Origin of the sequence: Collinsella sp. AM44-11 (genome assembly GCF_003467145.1) — a bacterium.
GTDB lineage: Bacteria > Actinomycetota > Coriobacteriia > Coriobacteriales > Coriobacteriaceae > Collinsella.
This window is the reverse complement of sequence record NZ_QSFE01000002.1, coordinates 1-26,243: the sequence shown is the minus strand read 5'-3', so window position 1 is coordinate 26,243 and position 26,243 is coordinate 1. Positions and strand designations below refer to the sequence as shown.

Here is a 26,243-nt window from a genome sequence, read left to right as displayed (position 1 = left end):
CAACTAAGTGGAACTTGTTACATTTCTCCGCCTTGGAGCGAACACCAAGCACCTTGGGCATCCGTGGTGATAATCACCGGACCGTCATTGGTAATGGCGACGGTGTTCTCGTAGTGCGCGGCGGGCAGGTGGTCGTTGGTCGTAACAATCCAACCGTCGGAGCCCGTGCTCACATGGTTGGAACCCATCGTAACCATCGGCTCGATGGCAATGACCATGCCGGCCTGGAGGCGAACGCCCCTCCCCTTCTTTCCATAGTTAGGAACGTTGGGGTCCTCGTGCATCACGCGGCCAATGCCATGGCCCACATAGTCACGAAGCACGCCGTAACCGTGAGACTCGGCGAGGGACTGAACGGCGTAACCAACATCCCCGATATGGTTACCGGGAACAGCCTGCTCGATGGCAGCCTTAAGGCAATCGCGCGTGACCTCGCACAGGGCCTTGGCCTCGGGCGTGGGTGTGCCGACAAAAAACGTCCAAGCGTTATCGCCAACCCAACCGTCGACAACGGCTCCCGTATCGATGGAGATGATATCGCCATCGCGCAGGATCATGTCGGGGTTGGGAATACCGTGGACCACGGCATCGTTAATCGATGCGCAAATGGTACCGGGGAACCCGCCGTAACCCTTAAAGGCCGGGGTGCCGCCATGCATACGGATAATCTGCTCCGCGAGCTGATCGAGCTCAAAGGTCGAAACACCAGGGCGCACCATGGCTCCAACGTGGCGGAGCGCCATCTTAGATAGCGCTCCTGCCTTCTTCATCTGCTCGATTTGCGTTGCAGACTTAATCTTGATCATAGACCGAGAGCCTCTTTGACATCCCCGTACACGGTCTCGCGAGCCTGGTCACCGTTGACCGACTTGAGCAGACCCTGGCCACGATAGTAGTCGACGAGCGGGCTCGTGGACTTCTCGTAGACGTCGAGACGGTTCTTGATGGTCTCGGGCTTGTCGTCGTCGCGCTGATACATCTCGCCGGCGCACTTGGGGCAGGTAGCATCGGCAGCGGTGCCGGTGTAACCGCAAGCGCGGCAGGTGCGACGCGAAGACAGACGATCGATGATGACCTCGGGGGCCACGTCGACCAGAAGGGCGCAGTCGATCTCGCGACCCATGGCGGAGAGCTCGGAATCGAGCGTCACAGCCTGGGCGGTGTTGCGCGGGAAGCCGTCGAGGATGAAGCCCTGCTGGGCGTCATCGGCAGCAAGGCGCTCCTTGACAAGGTCGATCACGAGCTGGTCGGGAACGAGCTCGCCAGCGTCCATGTACTTCTTAGCCTGAATACCAAGCTCGGTGCCACCCTTGACGGCAGCACGCAGCAGGTCGCCCGTGGAAATGTGAGCGACGCCAAACTCGGCGACGAGCTCCTGCGCGACGGTGCCCTTACCGGCACCCGGAGCTCCGAGCAATACGAGGTTCATGAGCAATCCTCCTCTAGCCTATTTAAAGAATCCATCGTAATCATACATCTTGATCTGGCCTTCGAGCTTATCGACCGTGTCGAGCACGACGCCGACCATGATGAGGATGGACGTGCCGCCAAATGCCTGGATCAGATGGTTACCCGTGAAGGAGAAGATGATCGAAGGCACGATGGCGATGAGCGCCAAAAAGACAGCGCTGGGAAGCGTGATCTTGTTGAGCGCGTTCTTGATGTAGGCCGCGGTAGCCCTACCCGGACGGACGCCCGGAATAAAGCCACCCTGCTTCTTAAGGTTGTCGGCCGTGTCATCGGGGTTGAACACCATGGAGGTGTAGAAGTACGCGAAGAACACGATGAGGACAACGTTAAGCACCCAGTTGAGCCAACCGGTCGAAAGCGCAGAGGCAACTGCCTGAATCCAGCCGATGCCGGGGAAGAACACGGCAATCTGAGCCGGGAAGTACAGCAGCGCCGAGGCAAAGATGATCGGCACGACGCCCGCGGTGTTGACCTTGATGGGCAGGTAGGTGGTCTGGCAACCCATCATGCGACGGCCCACGACGCGCTTGGCATAGGAGACCGGGATGCGGCGCTGGCCGCGCTCAAGGAAAACAATCAGCGGGATAACCAGCAGGATGATGGCGCAGATGATCACCATGGTGATGATGCCACCGGCATTACCCTCGGTGCTGGAGAAGATAGCCTGCGGAAGGCCGGCCATGATGTTCGCAAAGATGATCAGCGACATGCCATTGCCAATACCGCGCTGGGTGATGAGCTCACCAATCCACATGATCAGCATAGCGCCTGCGGTGAGCGTACCGACGATCATGAGGTCGAAGATGATCTCGGGAGCGCCGGCGCCATTGAAGCTGATGCCGAAGCTCTTAAAGAGGAAGAGGTAACCCACGGAGTTGAGGATTGCCAGAGCCAGGGTGAGGTAACGCGAATACTGCGTAATCTTGGTCTGACCGACCTCGCCCTCGCGGGCAAGCTCATGCAGGGAAGGCACGACGGCCTGGAGCATCTGGAGGATGATCGAGCTGGTGATGTAAGGCATGATGCCCAGCGAAAACACCGACACATAGCTCAACGCGCCGCCAGAGAAAAGATTCAGGAGGGCCATAGCACCTGCGGCGACCGAATTGTTATCGGTCGAGAAAAGGCCCAGCATCCCCTGGAAGGGAATGCCGGGCACAGGAACGTGCGCACCAATGCGGTACACGACGAGCATAGCTATGGTAAAAAGAATCTTTTCGCGCAATTCTTTGATGCGGAAAGCATTCTTAAGACCATTTAGCACGGCAGCTCGACCTTTCCGCCAGCGGCCTCGATCTTGGCCTGCGCAGAAGCGCTGACCTTGTCGACCTTGACCGTGAACTTCTTGGTGAGCTCACCATTGCCGAGCACCTTGACGGGCTCGAACTCGCTCTTGGTGATGCGAGCGGCCTTAAGAGCGGCACCGTCGATTACAGCGCCGTCCTCGAACTTACGCTCGAGACGCTCAACGTTAACAGCGGTGTACTCGATACGACGGGGGTTGCGGAAGCCCGGAAGCTTGGGCAGGCGCATAGCCAGCGGAGTCTGGCCACCCTCGAAGCCGGCACCCTTGGTGCCACCAGAGCGGGAACCCTGGCCCTTCTGGCCGCGGCCAGAAGTGGTGCCGTGACCCGAAGAATTGCCACGGCCGACGCGCTTGCGGTTCTTGGTGGAACCGGGCGCGGGAGTAAGATCGTGAAGCTGCATTTGCTACTCCTCTACAATCTCGACAAGGTGCTTGACCTTGAAGATCATGCCGCGGACGGACTCGTTGTCAGCAATCTCGCGAACCTCGCGGATCCTGTGGAGACCGAGGGCACGGACAGTACGGACCTGGTCCTGCTTGCAACCGTTGGTGCTGCGGACCTGCTTGATCTTGATGGTGTCAGCCATGCTTAGTTCTCCTTACCGACGAACATCTCGGAGACCGTCAGGCCACGGCGAGCCGCGACGTCCTCAGGGCTGGAGAGCTCCTTGAGGCCCTCGACGGCAGCCTTGATGATGTTGAGGCCGTTGTCGGTACCGAGGGACTTGGACAGGACGTTCTTGATGCCAGCAAGCTCGAAGAGGGGACGCACAGCGCCGCCGGCGATAACGCCGGTACCCTCGACAGCGGGCTTGATGATGATGCGGCCGGCACCAAAGTGGCCGAGAACCTCGTGCGGGATGGTGCCCTGCTCGGTCACCGGCACGTGGAACATGTTCTTCTTGGCATCGAGAGACGCCTTGGAGATGGCCAGGGGCACCTCAGCGGACTTGCCCATGCCAACGCCGACGTTGCCCTTGCCGTCGCCAACGACGACGAGAGCGACGAGGCTCATGCGACGACCACCCTTGACGGTCTTCGACACGCGGTTGATGTAAACGACGCGCTCCTCGAACTCGGAGGCCTCGCGCTGCTGCTTCTGATTACGAGCCATGTGCTACATACCTCCTAGAACTCGAGACCGGCGGCACGAGCACCGTCGGCGAGGGCCTTGACGCGGCCATGGTAGATACGGCCACCGCGATCGAAGGCGACCTTGGTGATGCCGGCCTCGATGGCACGCTTGCCAACGAGCTGACCGACCTTCTCCGCAGCCTCCTTGTTCGAGGTGTGGGTGCCCTTGAACTCGGCCTCGAGGGTCGAGGCAGAGACGAGCGTCAGGCTGGAGCCCTTGCTGTCGTCGATGATCTGGGCATAGATGTTGGCGTTAGTACGGGTCACGCGAAGACGCGGACGCTCGGAGGTACCCGAGACCTTGCCGCGAACACGACGCTGACGACGCTTGAGGCCTTCCAGCTTCGCCTTATGCTTGTTCATACGTAAACTCCTAAAAAGGTTGATCTTGCCAGCACCTGACGGGGTGCTGGTCTTATGCGAGTGAGTCGGTTACGACTACTTGGCGGCCTTACCCAGCTTGCGGCGGATGTGCTCGCCAACGTAGTGGATACCCTTGCCCTTGTAAGGCTCGGGAGGACGATGGCCGCGGATCTCAGCGGCGATCTGACCGACCTGCTGCTTGTTGATACCCTTGACGTTCACGTGGGTGTTGTCGGGAACCTCGAAGGTGATGCCCTCGGGAGCCTCGACGATCACGGGGTGCGAGAAGCCCAGGGAGAACTCGAGGTTCTTGCCCTTCTGCTGCACGCGGTAACCGACGCCGGCGAGCTCGAGCTTCTTCTCGAAGCCCTCGGAAACGCCAACAACCATGTTGTGGATGAGGGCACGGGTGAGGCCGTGGCGGGCACGGGTCTCACGCTCGTCGTCGGGACGGGAAACGGTGAGGACGTTGTCCTCGATGTTGATAGCGAGCTTCTCAAAGACATCGAGCTCGAGCTGGCCCTTGGGGCCCTTGACGACAACGTTGTTGCCGTTGACTGCCACTTCGACTCCGGCGGGAATCTGGACAGGCTTATTACCGATACGAGACACGGTGATCTCCTTTCCTTCTACCTACCGAGCGAATTACCAGACGTAAGCGATGATCTCGCCGCCGACGTTGTGCTTGCGAGCATCGCGGTCGGTCATAACGCCATGGCTGGTGGAAATAATGGCGGTACCAAGGCCACCGCGGACGCGGGGCATGTCGGCAACGCCGGTGTACTTACGCAGGCCCGGCTTGGAAATGCGGCGGATGCCGTTGATGACCTTAGCCTTCTTGGGACCATACTTAAGCGTGATGTGCAGAGTCTTCTGGGGAACGGTGTCCTCGACATCGTAGCCCTCGATGTAGCCCTCCTCGTGCAGAACACGAGCGATCTCGACGAGCTTCTTGCTGCTCGGCATGGAGACCGTGGCCTTGTTCACAGAGTTAGCGTTACGGATGCGCGTAAGCATATCTGCGATCGGGTCTGTAAGGTTCATACAGATTCTCCTTCGTTCTTGATGAACACGTGCTCTTGGTTCTTCGCCGCCCTTAACGGCAAAGCCTTTTTAGCGCGTTTTCCCTGTTCCAAACTGATGCTTGAAACGCTGGTAGTGACTTACCAGCTGGCCTTCTTAACGCCGGGAAGCTCGCCCTTGAGTGCAAGCTCGCGGAAGCAGACACGGCACAGGCCGAACTTGCGGTACACAGAGTGCGGACGGCCGCAGCGCTGGCAGCGCGTGTACTCACGAGTAGAGAACTTCTGCTTGCGATTGCACTTGACGATCATCGATGTCTTAGCCACTTATATCCTCCTCACATAGAGTATTGTTCGCCCCAAGCGCCGCCCCCTTGTGGGAACGGCGCTTATAGGGCAGGTGAACCTATTTCTTGAACGGGAAACCGAAGGCGTCCAGAAGGGCCTTGGCCTCCTCATCGGTGTTGGCGGTGGTCACGAAAGTGATGTCCATACCACGCTGGTGATCGACGGAGTCGAAGTCGATCTCGGGGAAGATGAGCTGCTCGGTAACGCCCATGGAGAAGTTACCACGGCCGTCGAAGCTCTTGGCGGAGATGCCGCGGAAGTCGCGGATACGGGGAATCGCGACGGAGGTCAGACGATCGAAGAACTCCCACATACGGTCGCCACGCAGGGTAACCTTGCAGCCGATCGGCATACCAGCGCGCAGGCGGAAGGTAGCGATGGACTTGCGGGCACGGGTGATCATCGGCTGCTGGCCGGTGATGGCGCGCAGGTCGCGCACGGCACCGTCGATGGCCTTGGAATCGGTAGCGGCCTCGCCGACACCCATGTTCACAACGATCTTCTCAAACTTGGGGATCATCATGACGTTCTCGTACTGGAACTTGTCCTGAAGCTGCTGCTTGACCTCGTTGTTGTACTTGGTCTTCAGACGCGGCACATACTTCTCTTCTGCCATTGTTCACTCCTTCTTGGGGTTTTAAGCACGGGGCGTGGCCACGATGGGTTGTCCTCGTGCCTCCTGGCTGCATCCGCGCCGCTCATGGCATTTTGCGGTTTGGACTCGACGCAGCAGGAGCCGACAAAACAATCGGTACTATACGCGCATCGGGAGCGTATTTCCAGAAAAACCTCGTCTGCCTGCACAACTCCACAACTCCCCCGCACAAATGGGTCCCAACAAGCAGTTGCGGTGAAATAAGGACTGTTGGGCGGCCTAACAGGCTTAAACAATCCGTATTTCACCGCAACTCATATATGGGGCGTTATTTTTGGCGTGGGAGGACCAGGTTGAGGATCACAGCAACGAGTGCGGCGACGGCAATGGAGGATCCGCCAAAGACGGTGCCGACCCATGCGGGGAATCCAGCGCCGGCAAGCGCGCCGGCCGTGCGCTCAATACCCGTGCCAAAGGCGATAGAGAGACCCATGAGCGTGGTATCGCGCTGAGACAGGCCGTGGCGGGCAAACATGACAACGCCGTTCATGCCGATGGTCGCGAACACGCCGATCGTGGCGCCGCCGATTACCGGCTGCGGAATGGACGTGAGCACTGCCGCGCACTTGGGCAGCAGGCCCGCGATGAGCAAGATGGCGGCGGCAAGCGTAAAGACCATACGGTTGACGACCTTGTTCTCGGCGATAATGCCCACATTCTGGCCAAAGGTTGCCGTGGGGACGCCGCCCAAAAAGCCCGACAGCATACCGACCAGGCCGTTGGCGATCAGACCGCCCGAAATCTGGCTATCGGTCGCAGGGGTATCGAGCGCAGCGGACGAGACAGCGGCAAACTCGCCCATGACCTGCACGGCGTTGACAATGGCGACAACGCCCACGACGGCGCACGCGGCCGGGTCGAACACCAGGCGATGGGCGCCCAGGGCAGGCGGAGCAAACCAGCTGGCGGTCGCGATGGCCGAGAAATCGACCATGCCCAACACTGCAGCCAAAACAAAGCCCGCGCAGATACCGGCCAGGATGCTGCCCAGCCTAAGCGCGCCCTTGCCGTAGTTACCGGCCATAAAGGTGACGACAAACGTCACGAGCGCGACGGCCCAGTTGGTGACACTGCCAAAATCGGCCGCGCCCTCCCCGCCCGCCATGGAGGCAACTGCCACTGGGCATAGCGACAGGCCAATGACAAAGATGACGGTGCCAAGCACCGGGGCCGGAAACAGAAAACTCACGCGCCTAAACAGTAGGCCGAAGAGCGCGACGAGCGCGCCGCCGATTACCTGGGCGCCCAGTACGGCCTCAAAACCAAGCTCAAGACCGACTGCCTTGAGCGCCGGCACGAAGGTAAAGCTCGCACCCATCACAATGGGCAGGCCCGAACCGACGACACCTTTTATGGGAAACTGTTGAAGGAAAATGTCAAGCGCCGAGAGGACGAGCGACGCCTGGATGACAGCGGCTTCCTCTTGAGGGGTAAAGCCACAGACCGACGCGATAATGATGGCGGGCGTGACGATACCCGCGAATGCCGCCAGCACATGTTGCAGTGCATGGGGTAATACCTGCACAAACGAAACTTTTCCCGTACGCTCGAACAGGGCATCCCCTGCTGCCGACTCTGCCATTTGCGCCTCCCATACCCTAGGCAGCGGCCCCATGCCGCTCAACGGTCGGACATTATAGGGCATATGGCACAGGTAGCATTTTGACCCGCATGCGGCAGAGGGCTGGGGCAGCTCATTTGGGATACGACTATCGCTTGCGGGGGACGAGTTTGGTGCGGCGCAGGTGGATCATCTCGGCGGCGATGGAGATGGCAATCTCCTCGGGATCCTCGGCCTCGATGGCGACACCGATCGGCAGGTGCAGCTCGTCGATCTGGCCCTGCGTGAAGCCCTCCTGCTCCAGGCGGGCGCGCACAAAGGCGGTCTTGCGGCGCGAGCCCAGGCAGCCCAGATAGGCGGGTTTAGCGCGCATGGCCTGAATCACCACGTCGATATCGGACTTGTGACCCGCTGTGGCGACGACCACCAAGTCGCGCGGGCCGATGGGACACAGCTCGCTCAGGTTCTTATAATCGACCAGACGACGGTCGTAGACGCCGGGCACCCATTCGGGGGTCAGCGTGCCGGGGCGGTCGTCGCAAGCCACGACGGCAAAGCCCGCCGCCGTGAGCACCCGCGCCGTCGCAGCGCCCACGTGGCCGCAGCCAAAGATATAGGTCAGGCCCTCGGGGCAGAGCGTCTCGATGTGCGCCGGGGGAATCTCGGAGGCGGCGTTGGTGTAGGTGACCTTACTCCCCTCCTCCACCAGCGAAAGCTCGGGGCAGCCGGCAATGGTATGGCGCGATGTCTCGCCATGGTACTCAACCACATCGCCCTCGAGCGCGCTCGCGATAAACGGCTCAAAGTCGATGACGAAGTCGCCGATGCGCCGATAGGCCAAGACGTCGGCAACCGACTGGAACAACGGTGCCTGGGTCGAGTCCAGATGCAGGTAGCACAGGCAGATGGCCCCGCCGCAGATCATGCCGGTATCGGAGTTCTCGCCGCCCATGGTGTAGCGGACCAGACGCGATTGCCCTGCGGCCAGCAGCTCGCGCGCCTCGTCCAGCGCAAAAAGCTCAATCTTGCCGCCGCCGATGGTGCCCGCTTGGCTGCCATCGGCAAAGACGGCCATCCAGGCGCCCACGCCGCGTGGTGATGACCCCGCCGTACCGGCCACGACCACGAGCTCGCACGTCTCGCCAGCACGCAGGGCGGCAAGCGCCGCATTCACAACATCGAGCTTTTCCATTGCCGCCTTCTATCCTCTAAAGACATCGGTGAGCATAGCGAGTGCCTCGAGCACGCCGCCGCCGACCGATGTCGCCTTGTCCGAAATATAGTTGATGTAGCTGGCGTCGCCGCGCGGATCGACATCGGCGCATTTAAAGCCCTTAGTCACCTGCACGCCGTTCGCCAAAAGCCCGCGCAGACAGCCATCGATCTGCGTGCACATGGGCGTATCGCCCGCGTAGCCAATCACGTCTCCGGCGCTCACGATGTCGCCGATTGCGCGGTCGGACCGAAACACGCCGGCGGCGGGGCTGTGGATAACACGTTCCTTGCCATAGCCGGCGATAATGCCCGGCACGCCCGTGTTAGGCTGGGGCGAACCTTGGGTAATGACACGGCCGAGAAAATGCCCGCGCATGGTCTCGACCACGGCGTCGCAGTCAACCGGCGCGGTAAAGCCCGGCCCCACAGCGATGACGGCAGGCGCCATGTCGCGCGTGGTGCCCAAGTTGCGCTTAGCCAAAATCGCGTCGACCACAGCCGTGGGTTTAAGCTCATCGAGCATCTTGGCCTGAGGGTCCACCACAACGGCGACGTCTCCAGCCTTGGTAATCTCAAGCGCCTCAGCCGGCGTCTGTGCCAAGCGAGCGCGAATGCCTTCGACCTCGACCTCGCCCAGGCGAATGGCCTCGCAAAAACAGATTGTGCGGCGGATGCACGTGGGAACCGCGATATCGGCCATAACGACCGAAACGCCGGCGCGCACCAAGCGAACGGCGACGCCCGTGGCGATATCACCGGCGCCGCGAACATAAACGAGCATTCCCGGGGCACCTCCCTGTGCTACGGTTTGAGCAGAGCAAAAGCGGTTCGGCCGCTACTCTGATGATTATTTATTATCACAGTATTATACGGCGGTGAACAGATGGAAACGGTTAGCGGCAATCTTGCCTCGGCGCTCAGGATCGAGCCGGGCATTACCGCGATTATCGGCAGTGGCGGCAAGTCGACGTTGCTGAAGACGCTGGGGCTCGAGCTCATGCGCGCTGGCGGCCGCGTGCTCCTCTGTACCACCACGCACATGTTTCCCGTCGCCGGCGTGCCATGGGACGGGTCGAGCCGTCGTCTGGACGCCGCGCCTTGGAAGCCGGGCGCCGCACATGTCCCCGGTTGCACTTGCGAGGCCTGCGCGGGCCTTGCGCGCGGAAGCATCTGCCAGGCAGGCGTCTTGAACCCCCAGACGGGCAAGCTCTCCGCCCCCGCCGAGCCGCTCGGCGAGCTGGCACAGTGCTTTGACTACGTCCTGGCCGAGGCGGACGGCAGCAAGCGGCTCCCGCTCAAGGCCCACGCCGCCTGGGAGCCGGTCGTTCCCGCCGGCACGGCAAACGTTGTCTGGGTCATCGGCGCCTCGGGGCTGGGCAAGCCCGTCGCCGAGGTTGTCCACCGCCCCGAGGTCTTCTGCGAGCGCTGCGGCTGCGAGCCCACCGACACCGCCACCCCAGAGCGCGTCGCTATGGCGCTCAATGCCGAGCTGCAGATGCTGAACCTCAGCAATGCCCGCATTATGCTCAACCAAGTCGACACGCTTGCCGATCCAACGATGGCAGATTGCTTCGAGGCAGCCCTCGGCCGCCCCCTCATCGCCACCAGCCTCCAGGGGTAGCAAATTTGGGACGGGGCTCTTTTTGCTACCCCGTCCCAAAAAATCATCTCCCAAATTAGCTACCCCGGCGGTCTTCCCGTTAGCGGGGCACGTAGCGGCCGGGTTGGGCTCCGGTGGGCTCGCCGTCGCGCGCAGCCAGTACGCCGTTCACAAACACGGCCTTGGCGCGGCCGTGCGCCTCAAAGCCCTCGAGCGGCGTGTAGTCCACGGCCTGATGCTGCGTCGCGGCGCTAATCGTCCAGCGCGCCTTGGGATCCCACACGCACACGTCGGCATCGGCGCCCTCGGCAAGACAGCCCTTGTGCGGATACATGCCAAAGACGCGCGCCGGGTTCTCGCTCATCAGGCGGCACAGATCCTCGGGACCCAGCTGTCCCTCAAAGCTCGTAGCGATCGCGACGGGACGATGCTCCACGCCGGGTCCGCCGTTGGGAATCGCGCGGAAGTCGTCGCGCCCGCGGTCCTTTTGCCCGTGCAGGTTAAAGCTACAGTGGTCGGTCGCAATCGTATCGATCTCGCCGGCCACAAGCGCCTCGCGCAGTGCCGCACGGTCGCCGGCATGGCGCAGCGGCGGACTCATCACGTACTTGGCGCCCGCAAAGCCGTCCTCGCCCTGCTCCAAGTAGCACGTGTCGTCGAGCATCAGATACTGAGGGCATGTCTCGACATAGATGTTCTTCTGCCCGCGCGCTTTGGCAGCGCGAATGGCCTCGAGCCCCAGCTTGGTCGAAAGGTGCACCACGTTGACCGGAGCGTCCCCGGCCAAGTGCGCCAGATACAGCAGGCGGCTCACGGCCTCGGCCTCACACACGTCTGGACGGCTGAGCGCATGGCCCTCGGGCCCGTGGATACCCTGCTCAAACACGCGCTTCTGCAGCGCGTTGACCAACGTGCCGTTCTCGCAATGCACGCACAGGATACCGCCCACGCGCTTGAGCTCCTCCAGCACCTCGAGCGTCTCGGCATCGTCCAGGCGCAGATGGTCGTAGGCAAAGTAGGTCTTAAACGACGACACGCCCGCCTCGCGCATGGCCGAAAGATCGGCGCGGTTGCGCTCATTCCACTCGGCAAGCGCCATATGGAAGGCATAGTTGGCGGTGCAGGTGCCGTCGGCGCGATGATGCCACTCGACCAAGGCATCGGGCATGGTCACGCCGCGATCGGCCGTCGCGTAGTCCACAATGGTCGTCGTGCCGCCGCAGGCAGCCGCGCGCGTGCCGGTCTCAAAGCTATCGGCTGTCCAATCCATGCCGGTCCAGCACTGCATGTGCGTGTGGCCGTCGATAAAGCCGGGAAACACCCAACAGTCGGTGGCGTCCTCGACGGTATCGCCCTCGCCCGGCTCGATTGCCGCGGCAATCCGCACAATCTTGTCGCCCTCCATGACAAGATCGGCGCGGCGAAGCCCCTGGGGCGTCACGAGTGCGCCGTTTTTGATGATGATCATAATTGCTCCTTATTGATTGATGCAGTTGGCCACGCGATCAAAATACGAGCAGGCGGCGATATGCTCCGTTATGCGTCGCTGTCCTTTGACGGTATCGACGTCCCACAGCTCGTAGGCACGCGCCTCGACCAGCACCACGTCGGCACGGTCCTTGAGGATCGAACCGCCGCCGTCCTTACCCTCAAGACACATAAGTGCATCGAACAGTTCCGCCGGAAAGATCACCGGGCTCGAAGGCTCACCGTTGCACGCAAGGCGCACCGGATGCTTGCGGCCACGCTCGTCAAATGCACGAACCATAGCCTCAAAAGAATCCGAACTCACGAGCGGCTGGTCGCCCGGCAAAAAGAGGCAACCTTTCCAGTTGCGTTCGACTCCCCACGAAAGCCCCGCACGGACGCTTTCGCTGCGCAGCTCGCCATCGTGCAGCACACACGGGCAATGCTTATCCTCGCAAATCCGAGCGACCTCGGGCCAACGCGTCGAAACCACAACGTCAAAGCCCCGGGGAACCGAATCAATGGTCCGGGCAATCAGCGGCTCGTCATAGATATCGGCGAGCATCTTGTTAGAGCCAAATCGCTTGCCCTCGCCCGAAGCCATAATCACGCAACCAAGTTTCATGGCGATACCTCCCCTGAAACCATCGTACCCATAACTCGCGTCGCGGGGCATCTACATCGAAAGCGCTTATCCCGCACGCCCACGATGCAAAAAGGGGCACCCCGCCGGTTGGCAGAGCGCCCCCTTTACATGGCTTACCTCAACCCAGCTTTAGGCCTGGAACCAACGGGCGGTGTTGCGCTCGTCGAGGGCCTTGAGGGTAGCGGCGGGATCGGCAACCTTCTGCAGGAACATCATGGCTGCGATGGCGTACGGCTTGTAGCTGGCCTCCTTGTACATGCCCACGCGGTGCATGTCGAAGACGTCGGCGTTGACCTCGCCGTGCTCGCAAGAGACACCAGAGATGTCGGCGGGCAGCGGATGCATAAAGATGGTGTCCTGGCCGTTGGCGGTCTTCTCCATGAGCTCGGTCGTGGAGCACCAATCCTGATGCGTAGCGTTCTGAGCGAGCAGCTCCTTCTCGAGTGCAGCGATGCCGGCGTCGTCGCCCTCGGCGTACAGGTTGGTGCGCTTCTCCATGGCGGCAAACGGAGCCCAGCTCTTCGGGATCACGATGTCGGCGCCCTCGAAGGCCTCGGCCATGGTGTTGACCTGCTTAAAGGTGGTGCCGGACTCGGCGGCGTAGCCCTTGGCGCGCTCGACGACCTCGGGCATGAGGTCGTAGCCCTCGGGGTGGGCCAAAGTGACGTCCATGCCAAAACGGGGCAGCAGGCTGATCAGCGACTGCGGACAGGACAGCGGCTTGCCGTAAGAGGGCGAGTAGGCCCAGGTGACGGCAACCTTCTTGCCCTTGAGGTTCTCGAGGCCGCCAAACTCGTTGATGAGGTAGAGCATGTCGGCAGAGGACTGCGTGGGGTGATCGGAGTCGGACTGCAAGGAGATGAGCGTGGGACGGTGATCCAGAACGCCGTCCTCGTAGGCCTGCTGGACAGACTCGGAGACCTCGGCCATGTAGGCGTCGCCCTTGCCGATGTACATGTCGTCGCGGATGCCGATGACGTCGGCCATGAAGGAGATCATGGTAGCGGTCTCGCGGACGGTCTCGCCGTGAGCGATCTGGGACTTCTTCTCGTCCAGGTCCTGCAGCTCAAGGCCGAGCAGGTTGGCGGCCTTAGAGAAGGAGAAACGCGTACGGGTGGAGTTGTCGCGGAATAGGGAGACGGCCAGACCCGAGTCGAAGATCTTGGGAGAGACGTTGTTCTCGCGCAGCTGGCGCAGGGCGTCGGCGACGATGTAGAGCGCCTTGAGCTCATCGGTGGTCTTATCCCAGGTGTGCAGGAAGTCGCTGCCGTACATACCCTTAAAATCGAGGCCGTTCAGCTGCTCGACGAGCTCGGTAAACTTGGCGTCCATGGAAATGTCCTTTCTAAAGATGAAACGATCGCAATGAGTAGATGCGCTCCGGCATGCGCGTGTGGCTAGAACATGCAGAGCGCTATGACGAGGACCCGCTACCGTCGAGGAAGCATGGGAGATAACGACCGCGGGCCCCAAGTCGACAGGGGGTGCCGGGGACGCGAGCGGCCCCCGGCTCAACAAAATCGAGGAATGGGACTAATCGATCTTGTTGTTGGTCAGACCGGCGCGGAACACGGTGGCGTCGCCATCGGCCTGGCTCGGATCGTAGAGGTTCAGGGCAGCCACATACATGGCGGCAGCGGTGACCAGGTCGTCCTTGTAGGTAACCTCGTTGGGAGCGTGAGCCTGAGACTCGGCACCCGGGCCAAAGCCCACGCAGGGGATGCCGTAGCGGCCCTGGATGGAGACGCAGTTCGTGGAGAAGGTCCACTTGTCGCACAGCGGACGACCGGTGCGCTTGTCCATGCTGGGCTCGCAGCCGATGCGCTCGTCACCAAACATGGCCTTGTGAGCGTCGACGAGGGCCTTGACGTGCGGAGCAGTCTCCTTGTTGATCCACGTGGGGAAGTAAGCCTCGGTCTCGTAGACCTCACCGGTCCAGGACGGACGGTCGTACATGTACATGGAGACCTTCACGTCGTCGCCGTACTTCTTGGCGGCCGGCAGGTTACGGATCTCGTCCAGGCAGGACTCCCAGGTCTCGCCGGCGGTCATGCGACGGTCGATGGAGATGGCGCAGGAGTCAGCGACAGCGCAGCGGCTGGGGCTGGTGTAGAAGATCTGGCTGACGGTGCAGGTGCCGCGGCCCAGGAAGCGGGCGTCCTCGAAGTGCTCGGGGTTGTACTTGGGGTCGAGCATCTTGACGAGACCCTTGATGTCGGTCGACTCGTCGCAGCCGTTGTTGTTGAGGGCGCGGACGTCGGCGATGATGTCGGCCATCTTGTAGATGGCGTTGTCGCCGCGGTCGGGAGCGGAGCCGTGGCAGGAGGTGCCGTGAACGTCGACGCGGATCTCCATGCGGCCGCGGTGACCGCGATAGATGCCGCCGTCGGTGGGCTCGGTGGAAATGACGAACTCGGGCTTAATGCCGTCCTTGTTGTAAATGTACTGCCAGCACATGCCGTCGCAGTCCTCTTCCTGGACGGTGCCGACGACCATGATCTTATAGCCCTCGGGGATAAGGCCCATGTCCTTCATCATCTTGGCAGCATAGGTAGCAGAAGCCATGCCGCCCTCCTGGTCGGAGCCGCCGCGGCCGTAGATGATCTCATCGGTCTCGTAGCCCTCATAGGGATCGGCATCCCAGTTCTCGATGTTGCCGATGCCGACGGTGTCGATGTGGGAGTCGATGGCGATGATCTTGTCGCCCTCGCCCATAAAGCCCATGACGTTGCCCAGGCCGTCGACCTTGACCTCGTCATAGCCAAGGTTCTCCATCTCGGCCTTGATGCAGGCGACAACCTCGCCCTCCTCGCAGGACTCAGAGGGATGGGAGATCATAGCGCGCAGGAAGCGAGTCATATCAGCACGGTGAGACTCGGCAGCGTTTTTAATTGCCTCAAAATCGAGTTCCTTAGTCATAACAGTTAACCTTTCTACAAGGGTTTACCTACAGGTAGATATTTCAGATAGATCACTTGTGCCAAGCAGCGTGAGGTCGAGCACCCCACAAGCAAGTAACCATAGGAGGCGGACGGAGGACTTTGCTCCGTCGCGAGTTCCGCACGAGCCGGAGAGCACTTAATGTGCTCTCCGTGCGAGCAGGACTGTCCGAGCAGGGAGTAAAGTCCTCCGGCTGCCTCCGGACAGGTCAGACCTGCTAGCAGGTGGGGTACTCGCCCTCCCAGACGATGCGACGGTACTGATCCGGATCGGTGTCGCCCTCGGTGGAGAAGCAGAGCACAGAGCTCGTCTTGTCCAGGCCGATGAGCTCCTTGAGCTCGGCGTACTCGGGATCAAGCATGAGAGTCTCGACCAGGCCGGTGGTCACAGCGCCGGACTCGCCGGAGATGACGCGCGGGTCACCCTTCTCGGGAGCACCCAGGGTGCGCATGCCGCGAGCGGTGACCCAGTCGGGGCAGGACACGAAGGCAGTGGTGTGGTTGCGCAGGATATCCCAGCCCAAGATGTTGGGCTCGCCGCAGCACAGGCCGGCCATGATGGAGGGCATGTCGCCGTCCACGATGCGCGGATCGCCGTCGCCGGCGGCAGCACCCTTGTACAGGCAGGCGGCCGGAGCGCACTCGACCACAACGAAGGTGGGCGGGTTATCGGGATACAGGTTGGTGAAGTAGCCCACCACGGCGCCGGCCAGCGAGCCCACGCCAGCCTGGACAAAGACGTGCGTCGGGCGGTTGATGGCCATCTCGCGCAGCTGCTCGGCAGCCTCGGAAGCCATGGTGCCGTAGCCCTCCATGATCCAAGACGGAATCTTCTCGTAGCCCTCCCAGGCGGTGTCCTGAACGATGACGCCGCGCTCGCAGGCATCGGCCTCGGCGGCGGCCATGCGCACGCACTCGTCGTAGTTGACCTCTTCGATGGTCACCGTGGCGCCCTCGGCGGCGATGTTATCGAAGCGGGGCTTGGTGGAACCCTTGGGCATGTGCACGACGGCCTTCTGGCCCAACTTGTTGGCAGCCCACGCCACGCCGCGGCCATGGTTGCCGTCGGTGGCGGTAAAGAAGGTGGCCTGGCCAAAGTCCTTGGCAAGCTGATCGGAGGTCAGGTAATCGAAGGTGCACTCGGCAACGTCCTTGCCGGTCTCGTCGGCAATGTAGTTGGCCATGGCAAACGAACCGCCCAGGACCTTAAAGGCGTTGAGGCCAAAGCGATAGCTCTCGTCCTTAACGCACAGGTTGGACAGGCCCAGGCGCGCGGCCTGGCCGTCCAGGCGGGCAAGTGGAGTGACGGTGTACTGGGGGAACGACTGGTGGAAGGCACGGGCCTTCTTCACGTGGTCGAGACTCATGATTCCCAAGTGCTTGTCATCGCTCTTGGGCATCGTGTTGCCCGCCCACTGGATCTTATCGGCCATACGGTGAACTCCTTAAGTCCTCTCTTGCCGGCCCCCGCATACGCGTTTCAGCCCATTCCCATTCATGCGACTGAACTTTTATGTGGATGCCAAACAAAAAGTTTGTTAGCACTGTTCTATCACACTTTTTGATTGGTAAACCTAACAAATTGTTTGTTGCCGTAATCGGTACCTTTTCGCCGCCGAACGGTCACATAACGCAGCGACGCTTTCGTTATTTGCGAACAAGTGTGGTTTATGGCAAAGTGTGCCCAAACTAATTTTTAGGAAGGCACCCATGACCCCCGCACAGATTGAGTTTTATAAGCGCCTTGCACACGGCCTGGCGCTCCAATTTGGCCCCAACTGCGAAGTCGTCGTCCACGATCTGGAGACCGAGGACGTGGACCACTCCATCGTAGTGATCGAAAACGGCCACGTCAGCGGGCGCAAACTGGGTGACGGCCCCAGCCATATCGTGTTTGAGTCCATGCACGAGGGCACCACCGACGTGCACGACCGCGAGCCATACCTCACCAAAACCACCGACGGCAAGCTGCTCAAGTCCTCGACCATCTTTATCCGCAACGACGAGGGCAAGCCCGTCGGCATTTTGGGCATTAACTTTGACATTACGCTTATGAAGGCTTTTGAGCGTTCGCTCGACGCCTTTACCGGCACCGGCGGCACGGGCTACACCGAGCCCGAGCCCATTACCAAGAACATCGGCGACCTGCTCGAGGACCTGCTGCACGAGTGCGAGCAGTTTGTGGGCAAGCCCGCGGCGCTCATGACCAAAGACGAGCGCATTCGTGCCATTGGCTACCTCGACCGTCGCGGCGCCTTCCTCATTTCCAAGTCGAGCGAGCGCGCCTGCGAGTTCTTTGGCATCTCCAAGTACAGCTTCTATAGCTACCTCAATGAGGCCAAGGCGGCGGCCGACGACAAGTAGGCACTCGCCCAGATTGCCCCTCCCCTTTTGGGCGCGAGTTCTGGAGAGCATGAATCCAAGACCGAGCCGCTTGGAAAGTTCCATATAATCGATGTCATTAGTATTTCGAAAGGGTGGAACAGAATGGCGTTGAGCAAGGCATCATGCACCGGTCGCGGATTGATTCCGGCAATTGGTGGACATGTGGACCGCATGTTCGATGAGGGTGAAGACGACCTGTTTTCGCTGAGCCTTGACGACGTGATGGATGATCGCCCGTGGACCGCCGACGAACTCATGGGCGGTGGGGTTCGCCCGTCAAGCCCCAATTCCGCACTTGCGCCTAAGCCCGCATCTGCGCCGACTTCTGCGCAGCCGCCTGTTTCGACGCCCGCGTCTACGCCCGCACCCATTTCGGCGCCCACGCCCACTCCCCGCCCCGCAAGCGACCCGTCCGAGACGGCGGCATTTCTCGCTGCGGCGACGCGGAACAAATCGGCCGACAGCACCGTTATGTACAGCGCCCAGCAGTTGCCTGTTCCTGCGGCACGCAAGTCTCCGGTCACAAGGCTCGATGAGCCCGTTGCCCATCAGGTTGCCTACGATTCCTGGGCTGCAGCCGATCTGGATGAGACCTCTACCGGCATGCCGGCGCTCGACGTTCCAGTTAACCCGCTTTTTGCCGCCAACACGAGCGCCGCGGACTATGAGGGCGGTGCGGCATATTCCGATTATTCCGATGGCTATGCTGGCACCGATCGCATCGAGACCGAGGATTATGGCACCGCATCGAGCGATTATCTCAACGATCCGTACGCTGCCACGCCTGCACCGGAATATGACCCGGAGGCCGCGTCCGCGCCGGCGTATACCAAAAGCACGGGCGAAGAGCGCTTCGCCGATTATTACGCCGAGGAAAAGGCACTGCATTTCTCGGAATTTCCGCAGGCAGTCAAGGTTGCCTTTATCGCCATTGTCATTGCCCTGCTCGGCGTCATTGCGTTTGAGGGATTCCGTCTGTTCTCCGGCCCCACCCAAGCGGAGTCGGAGACCCAGCAAAAAGAGAACGATGACGAGTACCTGGACATCAACACCCTCAAGGGCGACCCCAACGACGGAGACGACGAGTAGCGAGGGTTAAGGGAGGGCCGGAAGAGCCGGCGGCATGTTACGGCTCCAAAAGCCCTGCCATAAAGATGGGCAGATACAGCACGTCACCATCGCGGTGAAGATTACATTCCGCAAGTACCAGGGCGCGATCGATTCCGTAGCCCTTCGTCGCGAGCGCGTTGTCGAGCGCCGCGTGGGACTTAAAGCTCTTGCCCGACTTGACCTCGATGGCAAGGACCTCCCCATCGAGCGTCTCCTCCACAAAATCGAGCTCGCCGACTTTTTTAGACGTAAAGTAGCGCAATCTGAATCCGTGGGCTTTGAGCTCTTGGGCAACGAAGCCCTCAAACGCCGCCCCCATGTTCATGCCAAAGGCGTCTTCCGCCTCCCCATCAAAAACTCCTTGGGCGACCCTTTTGGAATACGACGACATGAGCATTCCGGTGTCCAAGTAAAACAGCTTGAACAGATTTCGTTGCTCCCCCAATAAAAGGGGTGCCACGGGCGCCGCTACGTTATACACGGGAAGCGCGACACCCGCCTCCGATAGCCAGAGAAAATGATCTGTCACCTGCGAAAAACGTTTGACACCGTTAATCGATGACAGTTTGAATCGCTTGTTTTTGGAGCCGGCCTCGCTGGGAATCAGATCATAGATATCGCGAATAACCAAGCGTAGCTCAGGCGGAGCGTACTTTGCGATGTCATCGCGATACAGGGCGTGAAGATCGCGATGGATGTTTCGAACCTCGTCGACATTGCGCGTCGCCAAGAAGGAATTGACCGCGTCGGGCATGCCCCCCACCACCACATACTGATGGAACAGATTGAGCAAGCGGTCATACAGATAGCCGGGGAGCTCCTTTTCGTCCTTTAGACAACCCCTGAGCATGTCAAACGCTCCGGCAGCAACGCCGCTTGCCCAGCAGAACTCCTCAAAGTCGAGCGGGTACATCTGGACCTGCTCGACATACCCCACCGGCAGGGAATCGATGCCCTCGAGCTCAACGCCAAGGAGCGATCCGGTAAGGATGTATCGAAAGTCGCCGCGCTGGACCAGGTATTTGATAAACGTCACTACGTTGGGGCATCGCTGCACCTCGTCGATAACCACAACGGTCTTGTTCGCAACCATCGGCTGCGTTGCAGCAATAGACATGCGCATAAGCAGGTCATCCGCGCTTTTTGCCGCCAAAAACGAATCGCGCACGGACGCGTCGGCGATAAGGTCGAACGTCGCGACATTTTCGAACGATTCGCTTGCAAAGACGTTGACCAAATATGACTTTCCTACCTGTCGGGCGCCCTTGACCAAAAGAGCCTTGTTAGGCGACGAGGCAAGCCAAGATTCAAACTGTGCTTTCGCTTTTCTCTGTAGCATAAGCGTACCCCTTATTACGTGCTGTTTTAGCACTAGGATACACTTTTCCGTGGTTGCTAGATGCTCATTTCGACACTTTTTCGAGTTTTTGAAGTGTGTATTACGACACTTTTCCGTACTTTTACACGGGATATTTCGACACTTTTTCGGATTTAAGCCTAACAGCAGCCGGCGAAATCAAGCGCCGTCTGCACATCATTTCGCAGGCGGCGCTTGATTTGTGTCCGCGCGCGCTGATAGACTTCCTCTTGCCCGCAGGGAGCGGGCGCGTTTTATCCAGAGTCGGGGTAGAGAGTTGGCTCCACGATCCCGACGCCAACCGGCCAAGAGGCACGGTGGCCCTGCCAACATCGATGAAAGGAGTCCGTATGGACAATTTCTCTGTGCGCAGTGAGCGCAACTTCCACAACCTGGCAGCCAAGCCAAAACGAATGCATCTTCTGGATAAGCCAAATGGCTACGCCTCGGCTTTGGTGAAGAGCGGCCTCTCCCACCAGATGCGCTTTACCATACAGAAGCTCGAGGAAGAGCTCTGTGTTGCTGGCAACCCACATGTTCTGCAGATCAAGCTGCTCGGAGACGACTCGCGCGAGCCGTCCAACTGGAAGCTCTTCGCCGACGGAGCGTGCGTCGCAAGCGGCTCGGGTGACTTTGCCCGCGAGTGCTTCTACGAGGGAGCTGAGGTGTTTCTGGACCTGTGTCGCGACGCCGTACGCACGGCCGAGCTGTACTAGTGGAGCCAGAGGGAGTATGAGCTGTTGAGTGCGGCCCGCGGGATTGCGGGGGCGTAGGAACAGAAGCCTCATGATGGTGGCCTCGGCTGGAATGACGTATCGCTCGATAAATGATCTCAACAACGTAGCCGATGCGCCGCATTTCGCCTCAAAGGCATTGAGCGATCGGGCGGCGTCCAGCATTTCTTTGATATCCCCAATTGATTGTTCCGAGAAAGTCTCTTCATGCCCTCATAATCGCCCTTACGAGAAACTTGGACGAGACGGGCGTCCATACGCCGTCTCTAAACTAACGAGCCGTTCGCGGAAAGAACATCAGGCTAGCGTGGGCCAAAGATATACTGGTATCGTTGCAACAATTATGGAAGATCGGCATCGTCAATGACCTCCTTGAAATTCTCCAGGCGCTTCGCGCTTAGCCTGCTCGTCCCGCTGTCCGCCGCCGTAGCGCTAGCTTTGCCCTCAACCGCCCTCGCTGCGTCGGACCCGAACCCGCCCAGCATCTCCAACGTGACGTTATCCGCGACGACAGTCACGGCCGGCTCCACGCTGCATGTCGGCTACGATGTGGACGACCCCGATGGGGTGCGGTCAGTCACGCCGATAGTCGAGGTCGTCGTCGATAGCGATGACGGGGACCAGGGCAACAGCTCCCGCCTCGCCTTCCGGTCGACCGGCGACACGACCGCGGGCTTCGATATCCCCACCTCCCCGAGCGACCGGCCCTGCAGGTACCGGATCATCGGCCTCGGCGTGACCGATAGCCTTGGATGGGTTACCGATGTCTACGACGCGGCGTATGCCGAGGAGAAGGGACTCAACTCTCCGACCTTCGCCACCAGCCCCCTCGTCTATGAGGTGACCGAGGGGCCCGCGGACCAGAACCCGCCGACCGTGTCCTCCGTGTCGTTCTCGAGCAGGGAGGTCGCGACCGGTGCCGACTTCCACATCTCTTGGTCCGTCGCGGACCCGGACGGCGTTCGCTCCGTTTCCCCCATACTGCAGCGGGGCTGGGAGGATAAGGACGACGGCTGCTCCGTTTCGTCGGCCTATTATCACGGAGGCTCGTCTATCGACGGGTTCGACCTCACATTCGACAGCAATAGGATCGGAAGGCACAGGCTGATCGGCCTTTCGGTCACCGATGACCTAGGGTTCGAGACCGATGTGTACGAGAGTTCCTACGCCAGGGCCAACGGCATCTCGGGCGCGACTTTCTCGGTTGCCGACCCGAGCGAGCTGTGCTTCGAGGTGACCGGCAGCGCGATCGACCGGAACCCGCCCACGGTCTCGAACGTTTCCATCTCCGCGAAGAGAGTCCCTGTCGGCGGGCTCCTCCGCATCTATTGCAATGTAGGCGACGCGGACGGCGTGAAGTCTGTCTCCCCGATTCTCGGCGACCCCGGCTATGTCGAGGACCCGAACTCTGTAAAGGCCCGTAAAACGTTGAGCTGCAGCTACGATGCGGCAAGAGGCTATATCGAAATCGAGTTCCCCACGTCGCTCTCGATGGGCTCGTTTGAAATCCATGCCCTCGCGGTCCTCGACAAGGCGGGTCATGAGACCTTCGTCTACAGCTCCGCCTACGCCGAGCGTAACGGCAAGACCGGCGTCCGGACCTTTGATGTCGACGACGCGGAGAACGTCACCTTCGACGTGACCGCCCCGCTGTATGCCGCCACCAAGGGCAACGGGCAGGCATATGCAAAGGGCAACGAGAACGGTCTGACCTTCCGCTTCAGCGGTCCTCTCGATGAGTTCACGCGTCTCCTCGTGGACGGAAATGAGGCCTCCGCTGAGAACTACACCGCAACCAAGGGCAGCACGATTATCGAGCTCAAGCCGGCCTACCTGGACACGCTTGCCGCCGGCGGACACACCGTCACGGCCGTCTGGAAGGACGGGACGGCGACCGATGCATCCTTCACCGTGGAGGGGAAGGCCCAAGGGGAGCAGGCGGGCGGCAAGACCGATGTAGATTCACCCGGCGACAACAAAAGTGATCCTGCCACTCCTGAAAAGGACGCCGACGAGGCGTCTACAAAAAGGTCGGGACACACGACAACCGATGAACTAAAGCTCGCCGTAACCGGCGACTCCGCTTGGATGGCCAGCATCGCATTAGCCATGGCGGCCACGGCCTGCTTCGCGGCAGCGAGAAGGCTTGAGCCCAAGCAGCATAGGCACGAACAGTAGCTCAAAGCGAACTCAACTGGGAAGGGCAGATGGATAGCCGTCCTTCTCTTGCAATCAACCCAATCCGCTGAAATGCAATCAGTTAACGAGTTTTGCCAGACGCTCGGTCTCTACCCCGCTCTGGCAAGCCACCTAGCAATGAGATAATGCCCACGGCGATCAACGCAAACAAGGAGCACGCTATGGCAGACAACGAGATCAAACCCTCAACGGACGGCGGCCGAGAGGAACTCGTGGCAAAACAGCTCGCATCGACCAAAATCCACCTCGCGCTCACCCAGGAGCGGGCGGACATCTCCGGCGCCATCAAGCTGCCGCTCGAGCGAATTCCCCAGCTCGGCGTGGCGTTCGCCTCGCTCCCCTCGATGTTTCGCACCGTCACTAACACGGTGAGCGTACCCACGTTGCTCCAGGCGACTGACAAATTTGGCAACCCGCTCGATCCGTCGAAACTCAACTCGTTCAAGGACGGCAGCGGTCTCACAGGGGGCTACCGCGACGCAGTCAAGGGCTTTGGACAGGCGCGCTTCCACGTAGTCGAGGGCGACATCGCCACGAGCGTCACTCAAGTGCCTTACGACCCGACGTCGTTGTTCATGGCAGCCGCAATCGCGCAGATAAACCAAAAGCTCGACTCCATCCAGGAGTCCGTCGACGAGATGTTCGAGTACATGCGTCAGCGCGACAAGGCCAACATGCGTGGCAACCTCAAGACGCTCGCAGACATCCTCAACGGTTACGGCCTCAACTACGGCAACGCCACCTACATGGCAAACGCCCATATGAAGGTGCTCGACATCAAACAGTCGTCCGCGCAGGACATGGAACTCTTCCGCTCGCAGGCGCAAGCGGATCTGAAAAAGAAAGGGTTCATCGAGGTGCGAGACGGCTTAGGCAGACGCCTCGACAAGGTGCTCGACTACCTCAAAGACTGCCAGCTCGCCACCTACATCCACGCGTTCTCACTGTTCCTCGAACCCATGCTCGCCCAGAACTTCGAGCCCGCAAAGCTCGCGGACGCCACCGCGAAGATCGAGGCCGATTCGATTGCGTATCGCGAGCTCTACACCGAGTGTTACGACGCCCTCGAGGCGGGAACTGCCGACACCGTCGATGCGGCACTGCTGGGCGGCATCGCGTCCGCGGGCAAATTGCTCGGTCACGCCATCGCAAAGACCCCCGTGGGCGAACATACGCTCATCGACGAGGCACTCGAGGGTGCAGGAGAGGACATCGGCAGGTTCAACGACAGGCAATCCGAGAAACTCCTCGAAAAGCTCCATCGGGCAAAGACGCCTGACGTCGCACCGTTCAAGCAGAGCGTAATGGAAGTAGACACCCTCTACAACCGCCCCACGCAGATCGCCGTGGACGCCGAGAACGTCTACATCCTGCCTGCCAAGCGGCAGGAAGAGTAGCGATACGCGACAGGCCACGCGCCATGCAGACGGCCAACGCCGCCTATCTCCCCTCCGCCTTCAACTTCAGCAACAGATCGCTCAGCTCGGGGCACTTGCTGGAAAGGCGTGTCTCCGCTCGCTCGCCCATCCCCCACCGCTGGCGGATCTCCTGGGCATGCGGACTCACGCGATAGTCCCCCTCCATCATCTGCTTGAGCAACTTGGCGGTTACACGTGCATCGGCCAGGGCGCTATGGGCGTGGCCCGTCGACTCGTCGAACTCGATGCCAAACCACGTTGCCGCGTCACTCAAAGAGACGCGCCCGTGGCTACCCACGTCCATGATCGAGGTGTAAAACGCCTGCAGGTCGGCCCAGTCCGTAGGAAATGCGGAAAGATCGATATGCTTTGCCTGGCACTCAGTCAAAAGCTGTCGACGATCCGCCCCGCTCCAACAGACCACCTGGGCGGAGTAGCGACCGATCCAATCGCTGAGCCTTTTGATCACCATGTAGAGCGGATCGGCCATCGCAGTGTCCACGGCCGATATCCCCGTAAGCTCGCGAACGGGGAACGCAACGCCTTCGGCATATTCCGTCTACACAAACTGCGAGAACTCGCCCATCACGTTGCCGCGGTTATCGAGCTTAACCGCGCCGACCTCGATAATCTCGTTGCGCAACCCGCGGCGCTGGCGCTGCCTTGACACCGGCGCAAACTCGAAGTCGAGCACAATCTGACGCGCAAAGTTCGTCGTATCGATAGCCGAGATACACGGCGTCTTTTTGTCTGGCACGGTGAGGGCCTTTCTCCGTCAACTGCCGCCTGTTTCACAGGCAGCTACATTGCCGTAAGGATAAGTGTCCGTGCGGACATGAAATCGCACAGTGCAGCTTTCCGACATCCTTGCGTAAGGCTGCGCTTTGAAATGGTCACGTCGTTGTTATTATCGAACATATATTCGTATTTATGGCTGCAGTTTGATAGACTGGTTATTGTTGACGGCAGTTCCATGTGCCGGGCAGCGCCCTCCATGCGACGGGAGGTGATGCCCATGACCGATCTGACTGATTTCGTGAAGCTCCTGACCGCTTTGGTCTCGCTCCTCACGGCGCTTATCGGACTTACCGAGGCACTCAAGCAGCGTACGAAGCTTAAAAAGAGGGGTCGACGCCGCTAAGGCGATGACCCCTTAATCCAAGCAACGGCGCTGCCCAGCTCTTCACTACTTGGGCTGCCGTCGACCTTATTTTACCCACGGGCGCCGGGTTTACCAAATGGATTTTCGGTAAAGGAAGCACGGCACGCCCGCACCTTGATTATCGACTTTATCCGAACACCTCCCACATTCAT

Annotated in this window: 29 protein-coding genes and 1 riboswitch; of the genes, 7 read left to right on the top strand and 22 right to left on the bottom strand. The window is 60.5% G+C overall.

Translation table 11 applies throughout. From position 1 onward, the window contains the following. Window positions 1–17: 17 nt before the first annotated feature. The 14 genes from map to yqeB all read right to left on the bottom strand — a co-directional run bounded on the left by map (window position 18) and on the right by yqeB (window position 9,855). Window positions 18–806, bottom strand: coding sequence for a type I methionyl aminopeptidase (gene map, locus DW943_RS01540; protein ID WP_117564184.1), 789 nt, complete (start codon window positions 804–806; stop codon window positions 18–20). Further along, a complete protein-coding gene (locus DW943_RS01535) occupies window positions 803–1,429 on the bottom strand; it encodes an adenylate kinase (RefSeq protein WP_055252238.1) in 627 nt (208 codons plus the stop codon). The genes map and DW943_RS01535 overlap by 4 nt, the downstream gene beginning before the upstream one ends. Window positions 1,430–1,447: 18 nt before the next feature. After that, window positions 1,448–2,734: a preprotein translocase subunit SecY gene (secY, locus tag DW943_RS01530; protein WP_117861985.1), complete on the bottom strand. Its 1,287-nt coding sequence runs from the start codon at window positions 2,732–2,734 to the stop codon at window positions 1,448–1,450. Then, window positions 2,728–3,177, bottom strand: coding sequence for a 50S ribosomal protein L15 (gene rplO / locus DW943_RS01525; protein ID WP_006235267.1), 450 nt, complete (start codon window positions 3,175–3,177; stop codon window positions 2,728–2,730). The genes secY and rplO overlap by 7 nt, the downstream gene beginning before the upstream one ends. 3 nt (window positions 3,178–3,180) lie before the next feature. Beyond that, entirely contained in the window at window positions 3,181–3,363 is a 183-nt protein-coding gene (gene rpmD, locus DW943_RS01520; protein ID WP_006235266.1) for a 50S ribosomal protein L30, read from the bottom strand. A 2-nt stretch (window positions 3,364–3,365) separates the two neighbouring features. Then, complete coding sequence (rpsE, locus tag DW943_RS01515) at window positions 3,366–3,890, bottom strand: 30S ribosomal protein S5 (RefSeq protein WP_055252236.1); 525 nt, start codon at window positions 3,888–3,890, stop codon at window positions 3,366–3,368. 14 nt (window positions 3,891–3,904) lie between these two features. Beyond that, window positions 3,905–4,273, bottom strand: coding sequence for a 50S ribosomal protein L18 (gene rplR, locus DW943_RS01510; RefSeq protein ID WP_006235264.1), 369 nt, complete (start codon window positions 4,271–4,273; stop codon window positions 3,905–3,907). 75 nt (window positions 4,274–4,348) lie between these two features. After that, complete coding sequence (gene rplF / locus DW943_RS01505; protein WP_117564182.1) at window positions 4,349–4,885, bottom strand: 50S ribosomal protein L6; 537 nt, start codon at window positions 4,883–4,885, stop codon at window positions 4,349–4,351. A gap of 33 nt (window positions 4,886–4,918) precedes the next feature. Further along, the gene (gene rpsH / locus DW943_RS01500) at window positions 4,919–5,317 is read right to left on the bottom strand and encodes a 30S ribosomal protein S8 (RefSeq protein ID WP_006235262.1); all 399 of its coding nucleotides are present in this window, start codon (window positions 5,315–5,317) and stop codon (window positions 4,919–4,921) included. 119 nt (window positions 5,318–5,436) lie between these two features. Then, window positions 5,437–5,622, bottom strand: coding sequence for a type Z 30S ribosomal protein S14 (locus tag DW943_RS01495; RefSeq protein WP_022094280.1), 186 nt, complete (start codon window positions 5,620–5,622; stop codon window positions 5,437–5,439). Window positions 5,623–5,701: 79 nt separating this feature from the next. Continuing rightward, complete coding sequence (gene rplE / locus DW943_RS01490; protein WP_006235260.1) at window positions 5,702–6,259, bottom strand: 50S ribosomal protein L5; 558 nt, start codon at window positions 6,257–6,259, stop codon at window positions 5,702–5,704. 307 nt (window positions 6,260–6,566) lie between these two features. Then, complete coding sequence (locus DW943_RS01485; RefSeq protein ID WP_158566045.1) at window positions 6,567–7,880, bottom strand: uracil-xanthine permease family protein; 1,314 nt, start codon at window positions 7,878–7,880, stop codon at window positions 6,567–6,569. 127 nt (window positions 7,881–8,007) lie between these two features. Then, window positions 8,008–9,051: an XdhC family protein gene (locus tag DW943_RS01480; protein ID WP_117854458.1), complete on the bottom strand. Its 1,044-nt coding sequence runs from the start codon at window positions 9,049–9,051 to the stop codon at window positions 8,008–8,010. A 9-nt stretch (window positions 9,052–9,060) separates the two neighbouring features. Beyond that, window positions 9,061–9,855, bottom strand: coding sequence for a selenium-dependent molybdenum cofactor biosynthesis protein YqeB (gene yqeB, locus DW943_RS01475; RefSeq protein ID WP_117861983.1), 795 nt, complete (start codon window positions 9,853–9,855; stop codon window positions 9,061–9,063). Window positions 9,856–9,957: 102 nt separating this feature from the next. On the opposite strand from yqeB, the gene yqeC reads away from it, so the two are divergent. Next, window positions 9,958–10,695: a selenium cofactor biosynthesis protein YqeC gene (yqeC, locus tag DW943_RS01470; protein ID WP_117861982.1), complete on the top strand. Its 738-nt coding sequence runs from the start codon at window positions 9,958–9,960 to the stop codon at window positions 10,693–10,695. A 79-nt stretch (window positions 10,696–10,774) separates the two neighbouring features. Here the strand turns inward: yqeC and hydA are convergent, their stop codons facing one another. The 5 genes from hydA to dpaL form a co-directional block, all read right to left on the bottom strand. Next, complete coding sequence (gene hydA / locus DW943_RS01465; RefSeq protein WP_117861981.1) at window positions 10,775–12,142, bottom strand: dihydropyrimidinase; 1,368 nt, start codon at window positions 12,140–12,142, stop codon at window positions 10,775–10,777. A 9-nt stretch (window positions 12,143–12,151) separates the two neighbouring features. Next, window positions 12,152–12,766, bottom strand: coding sequence for a nucleotidyltransferase family protein (locus tag DW943_RS01460; RefSeq protein WP_158550967.1), 615 nt, complete (start codon window positions 12,764–12,766; stop codon window positions 12,152–12,154). Window positions 12,767–12,916: 150 nt separating this feature from the next. Next, window positions 12,917–14,119: a knotted carbamoyltransferase YgeW gene (gene ygeW, locus DW943_RS01455; protein WP_117861980.1), complete on the bottom strand. Its 1,203-nt coding sequence runs from the start codon at window positions 14,117–14,119 to the stop codon at window positions 12,917–12,919. A 201-nt stretch (window positions 14,120–14,320) separates the two neighbouring features. Further along, window positions 14,321–15,706, bottom strand: coding sequence for a YgeY family selenium metabolism-linked hydrolase (locus DW943_RS01450; protein ID WP_117861979.1), 1,386 nt, complete (start codon window positions 15,704–15,706; stop codon window positions 14,321–14,323). Between the two features lie 238 nt (window positions 15,707–15,944). Continuing rightward, entirely contained in the window at window positions 15,945–17,159 is a 1,215-nt protein-coding gene (dpaL, locus tag DW943_RS01445) for a diaminopropionate ammonia-lyase (RefSeq protein WP_055252227.1), read from the bottom strand. 277 nt (window positions 17,160–17,436) lie between these two features. Between dpaL and DW943_RS01440 the strand changes: the two genes are divergently transcribed. Further along, the gene (locus DW943_RS01440) at window positions 17,437–18,090 is read left to right on the top strand and encodes a transcriptional regulator (RefSeq protein WP_117583047.1); all 654 of its coding nucleotides are present in this window, start codon (window positions 17,437–17,439) and stop codon (window positions 18,088–18,090) included. A gap of 123 nt (window positions 18,091–18,213) precedes the next feature. Beyond that, window positions 18,214–19,200, top strand: a complete 987-nt coding sequence (locus tag DW943_RS01435) for a hypothetical protein (protein ID WP_117861978.1) — start codon at window positions 18,214–18,216, stop codon at window positions 19,198–19,200. Between the two features lie 37 nt (window positions 19,201–19,237). Here DW943_RS01435 and DW943_RS01430 read toward each other — a convergent pair whose 3' ends face one another. Further along, window positions 19,238–20,560 carry an ATP-binding protein gene (locus tag DW943_RS01430; protein WP_117861977.1) on the bottom strand — a complete coding sequence of 441 codons (1,323 nt, stop codon included), beginning with the start codon at window positions 20,558–20,560 and terminating at the stop codon, window positions 19,238–19,240. A gap of 269 nt (window positions 20,561–20,829) precedes the next feature. After that, window positions 20,830–20,920: riboswitch (SAM riboswitch) on the top strand. Window positions 20,921–20,928: 8 nt separating this feature from the next. Between DW943_RS01430 and DW943_RS01425 the strand changes: the two genes are divergently transcribed. From DW943_RS01425 to DW943_RS01415, 3 genes are all read left to right on the top strand, one after another. Then, window positions 20,929–21,294, top strand: a complete 366-nt coding sequence (locus DW943_RS01425) for a hypothetical protein (RefSeq protein ID WP_117861976.1) — start codon at window positions 20,929–20,931, stop codon at window positions 21,292–21,294. Window positions 21,295–21,675: 381 nt separating this feature from the next. Then, entirely contained in the window at window positions 21,676–23,490 is a 1,815-nt protein-coding gene (locus DW943_RS01420; RefSeq protein WP_117861975.1) for a hypothetical protein, read from the top strand. A gap of 182 nt (window positions 23,491–23,672) precedes the next feature. Continuing rightward, entirely contained in the window at window positions 23,673–24,908 is a 1,236-nt protein-coding gene (locus DW943_RS01415; protein WP_117786172.1) for a hypothetical protein, read from the top strand. Between the two features lie 43 nt (window positions 24,909–24,951). Here the strand turns inward: DW943_RS01415 and DW943_RS01410 are convergent, their stop codons facing one another. After that, the gene (locus tag DW943_RS01410) at window positions 24,952–25,431 is read right to left on the bottom strand and encodes a hypothetical protein (protein WP_147348613.1); all 480 of its coding nucleotides are present in this window, start codon (window positions 25,429–25,431) and stop codon (window positions 24,952–24,954) included. Between the two features lie 57 nt (window positions 25,432–25,488). Continuing rightward, on the bottom strand, window positions 25,489–25,686 hold the full coding sequence (locus DW943_RS01405; protein WP_117861972.1) for a hypothetical protein: 198 nt from the start codon (window positions 25,684–25,686) through the stop codon (window positions 25,489–25,491). A gap of 258 nt (window positions 25,687–25,944) precedes the next feature. Between DW943_RS01405 and DW943_RS10740 the strand changes: the two genes are divergently transcribed. Further along, window positions 25,945–26,070: a hypothetical protein gene (locus DW943_RS10740; protein ID WP_255415004.1), complete on the top strand. Its 126-nt coding sequence runs from the start codon at window positions 25,945–25,947 to the stop codon at window positions 26,068–26,070. The last annotated feature ends 173 nt before the right edge of the window (window positions 26,071–26,243 follow it).

Excerpts from the sequence above, each read along its gene's own strand:
- rplE (WP_006235260.1), bottom strand. The coding sequence starts at position 6,259 with ATGGCAGAAGAGAAGTATGTGCCGCGTCTGAAGACCAAGTACAACAAC.
- hydA (WP_117861981.1), bottom strand. The coding sequence starts at position 12,142 with ATGATCATCATCAAAAACGGCGCACTCGTGACGCCCCAGGGGCTTCGC.
- DW943_RS01460 (WP_158550967.1), bottom strand. The coding sequence starts at position 12,766 with ATGAAACTTGGTTGCGTGATTATGGCTTCGGGCGAGGGCAAGCGATTT.
- rpmD (WP_006235266.1), bottom strand. The coding sequence starts at position 3,363 with ATGGCTGACACCATCAAGATCAAGCAGGTCCGCAGCACCAACGGTTGC.
- DW943_RS01425 (WP_117861976.1), top strand. The coding sequence starts at position 20,929 with ATGGACAATTTCTCTGTGCGCAGTGAGCGCAACTTCCACAACCTGGCA.
- rpsH (WP_006235262.1), bottom strand. The coding sequence starts at position 5,317 with ATGAACCTTACAGACCCGATCGCAGATATGCTTACGCGCATCCGTAAC.
- yqeC (WP_117861982.1), top strand. The coding sequence starts at position 9,958 with ATGGAAACGGTTAGCGGCAATCTTGCCTCGGCGCTCAGGATCGAGCCG.
- DW943_RS01435 (WP_117861978.1), top strand. The coding sequence starts at position 18,214 with ATGGCGTTGAGCAAGGCATCATGCACCGGTCGCGGATTGATTCCGGCA.
- DW943_RS01480 (WP_117854458.1), bottom strand. The coding sequence starts at position 9,051 with ATGGAAAAGCTCGATGTTGTGAATGCGGCGCTTGCCGCCCTGCGTGCT.
- ygeW (WP_117861980.1), bottom strand. The coding sequence starts at position 14,119 with ATGGACGCCAAGTTTACCGAGCTCGTCGAGCAGCTGAACGGCCTCGAT.
- DW943_RS01415 (WP_117786172.1), top strand. The coding sequence starts at position 23,673 with ATGGCAGACAACGAGATCAAACCCTCAACGGACGGCGGCCGAGAGGAA.
- rpsE (WP_055252236.1), bottom strand. The coding sequence starts at position 3,890 with ATGGCTCGTAATCAGAAGCAGCAGCGCGAGGCCTCCGAGTTCGAGGAG.
- dpaL (WP_055252227.1), bottom strand. The coding sequence starts at position 17,159 with ATGGCCGATAAGATCCAGTGGGCGGGCAACACGATGCCCAAGAGCGAT.
- rplO (WP_006235267.1), bottom strand. The coding sequence starts at position 3,177 with ATGCAGCTTCACGATCTTACTCCCGCGCCCGGTTCCACCAAGAACCGC.
- rplR (WP_006235264.1), bottom strand. The coding sequence starts at position 4,273 with ATGAACAAGCATAAGGCGAAGCTGGAAGGCCTCAAGCGTCGTCAGCGT.
- DW943_RS01420 (WP_117861975.1), top strand. The coding sequence starts at position 21,676 with ATGACCTCCTTGAAATTCTCCAGGCGCTTCGCGCTTAGCCTGCTCGTC.
- DW943_RS10740 (WP_255415004.1), top strand. The coding sequence starts at position 25,945 with ATGACCGATCTGACTGATTTCGTGAAGCTCCTGACCGCTTTGGTCTCG.
- DW943_RS01535 (WP_055252238.1), bottom strand. The coding sequence starts at position 1,429 with ATGAACCTCGTATTGCTCGGAGCTCCGGGTGCCGGTAAGGGCACCGTC.
- yqeB (WP_117861983.1), bottom strand. The coding sequence starts at position 9,855 with ATGCTCGTTTATGTTCGCGGCGCCGGTGATATCGCCACGGGCGTCGCC.
- DW943_RS01485 (WP_158566045.1), bottom strand. The coding sequence starts at position 7,880 with ATGGCAGAGTCGGCAGCAGGGGATGCCCTGTTCGAGCGTACGGGAAAA.
- DW943_RS01430 (WP_117861977.1), bottom strand. The coding sequence starts at position 20,560 with ATGCTACAGAGAAAAGCGAAAGCACAGTTTGAATCTTGGCTTGCCTCG.
- DW943_RS01450 (WP_117861979.1), bottom strand. The coding sequence starts at position 15,706 with ATGACTAAGGAACTCGATTTTGAGGCAATTAAAAACGCTGCCGAGTCT.
- DW943_RS01440 (WP_117583047.1), top strand. The coding sequence starts at position 17,437 with ATGACCCCCGCACAGATTGAGTTTTATAAGCGCCTTGCACACGGCCTG.
- map (WP_117564184.1), bottom strand. The coding sequence starts at position 806 with ATGATCAAGATTAAGTCTGCAACGCAAATCGAGCAGATGAAGAAGGCA.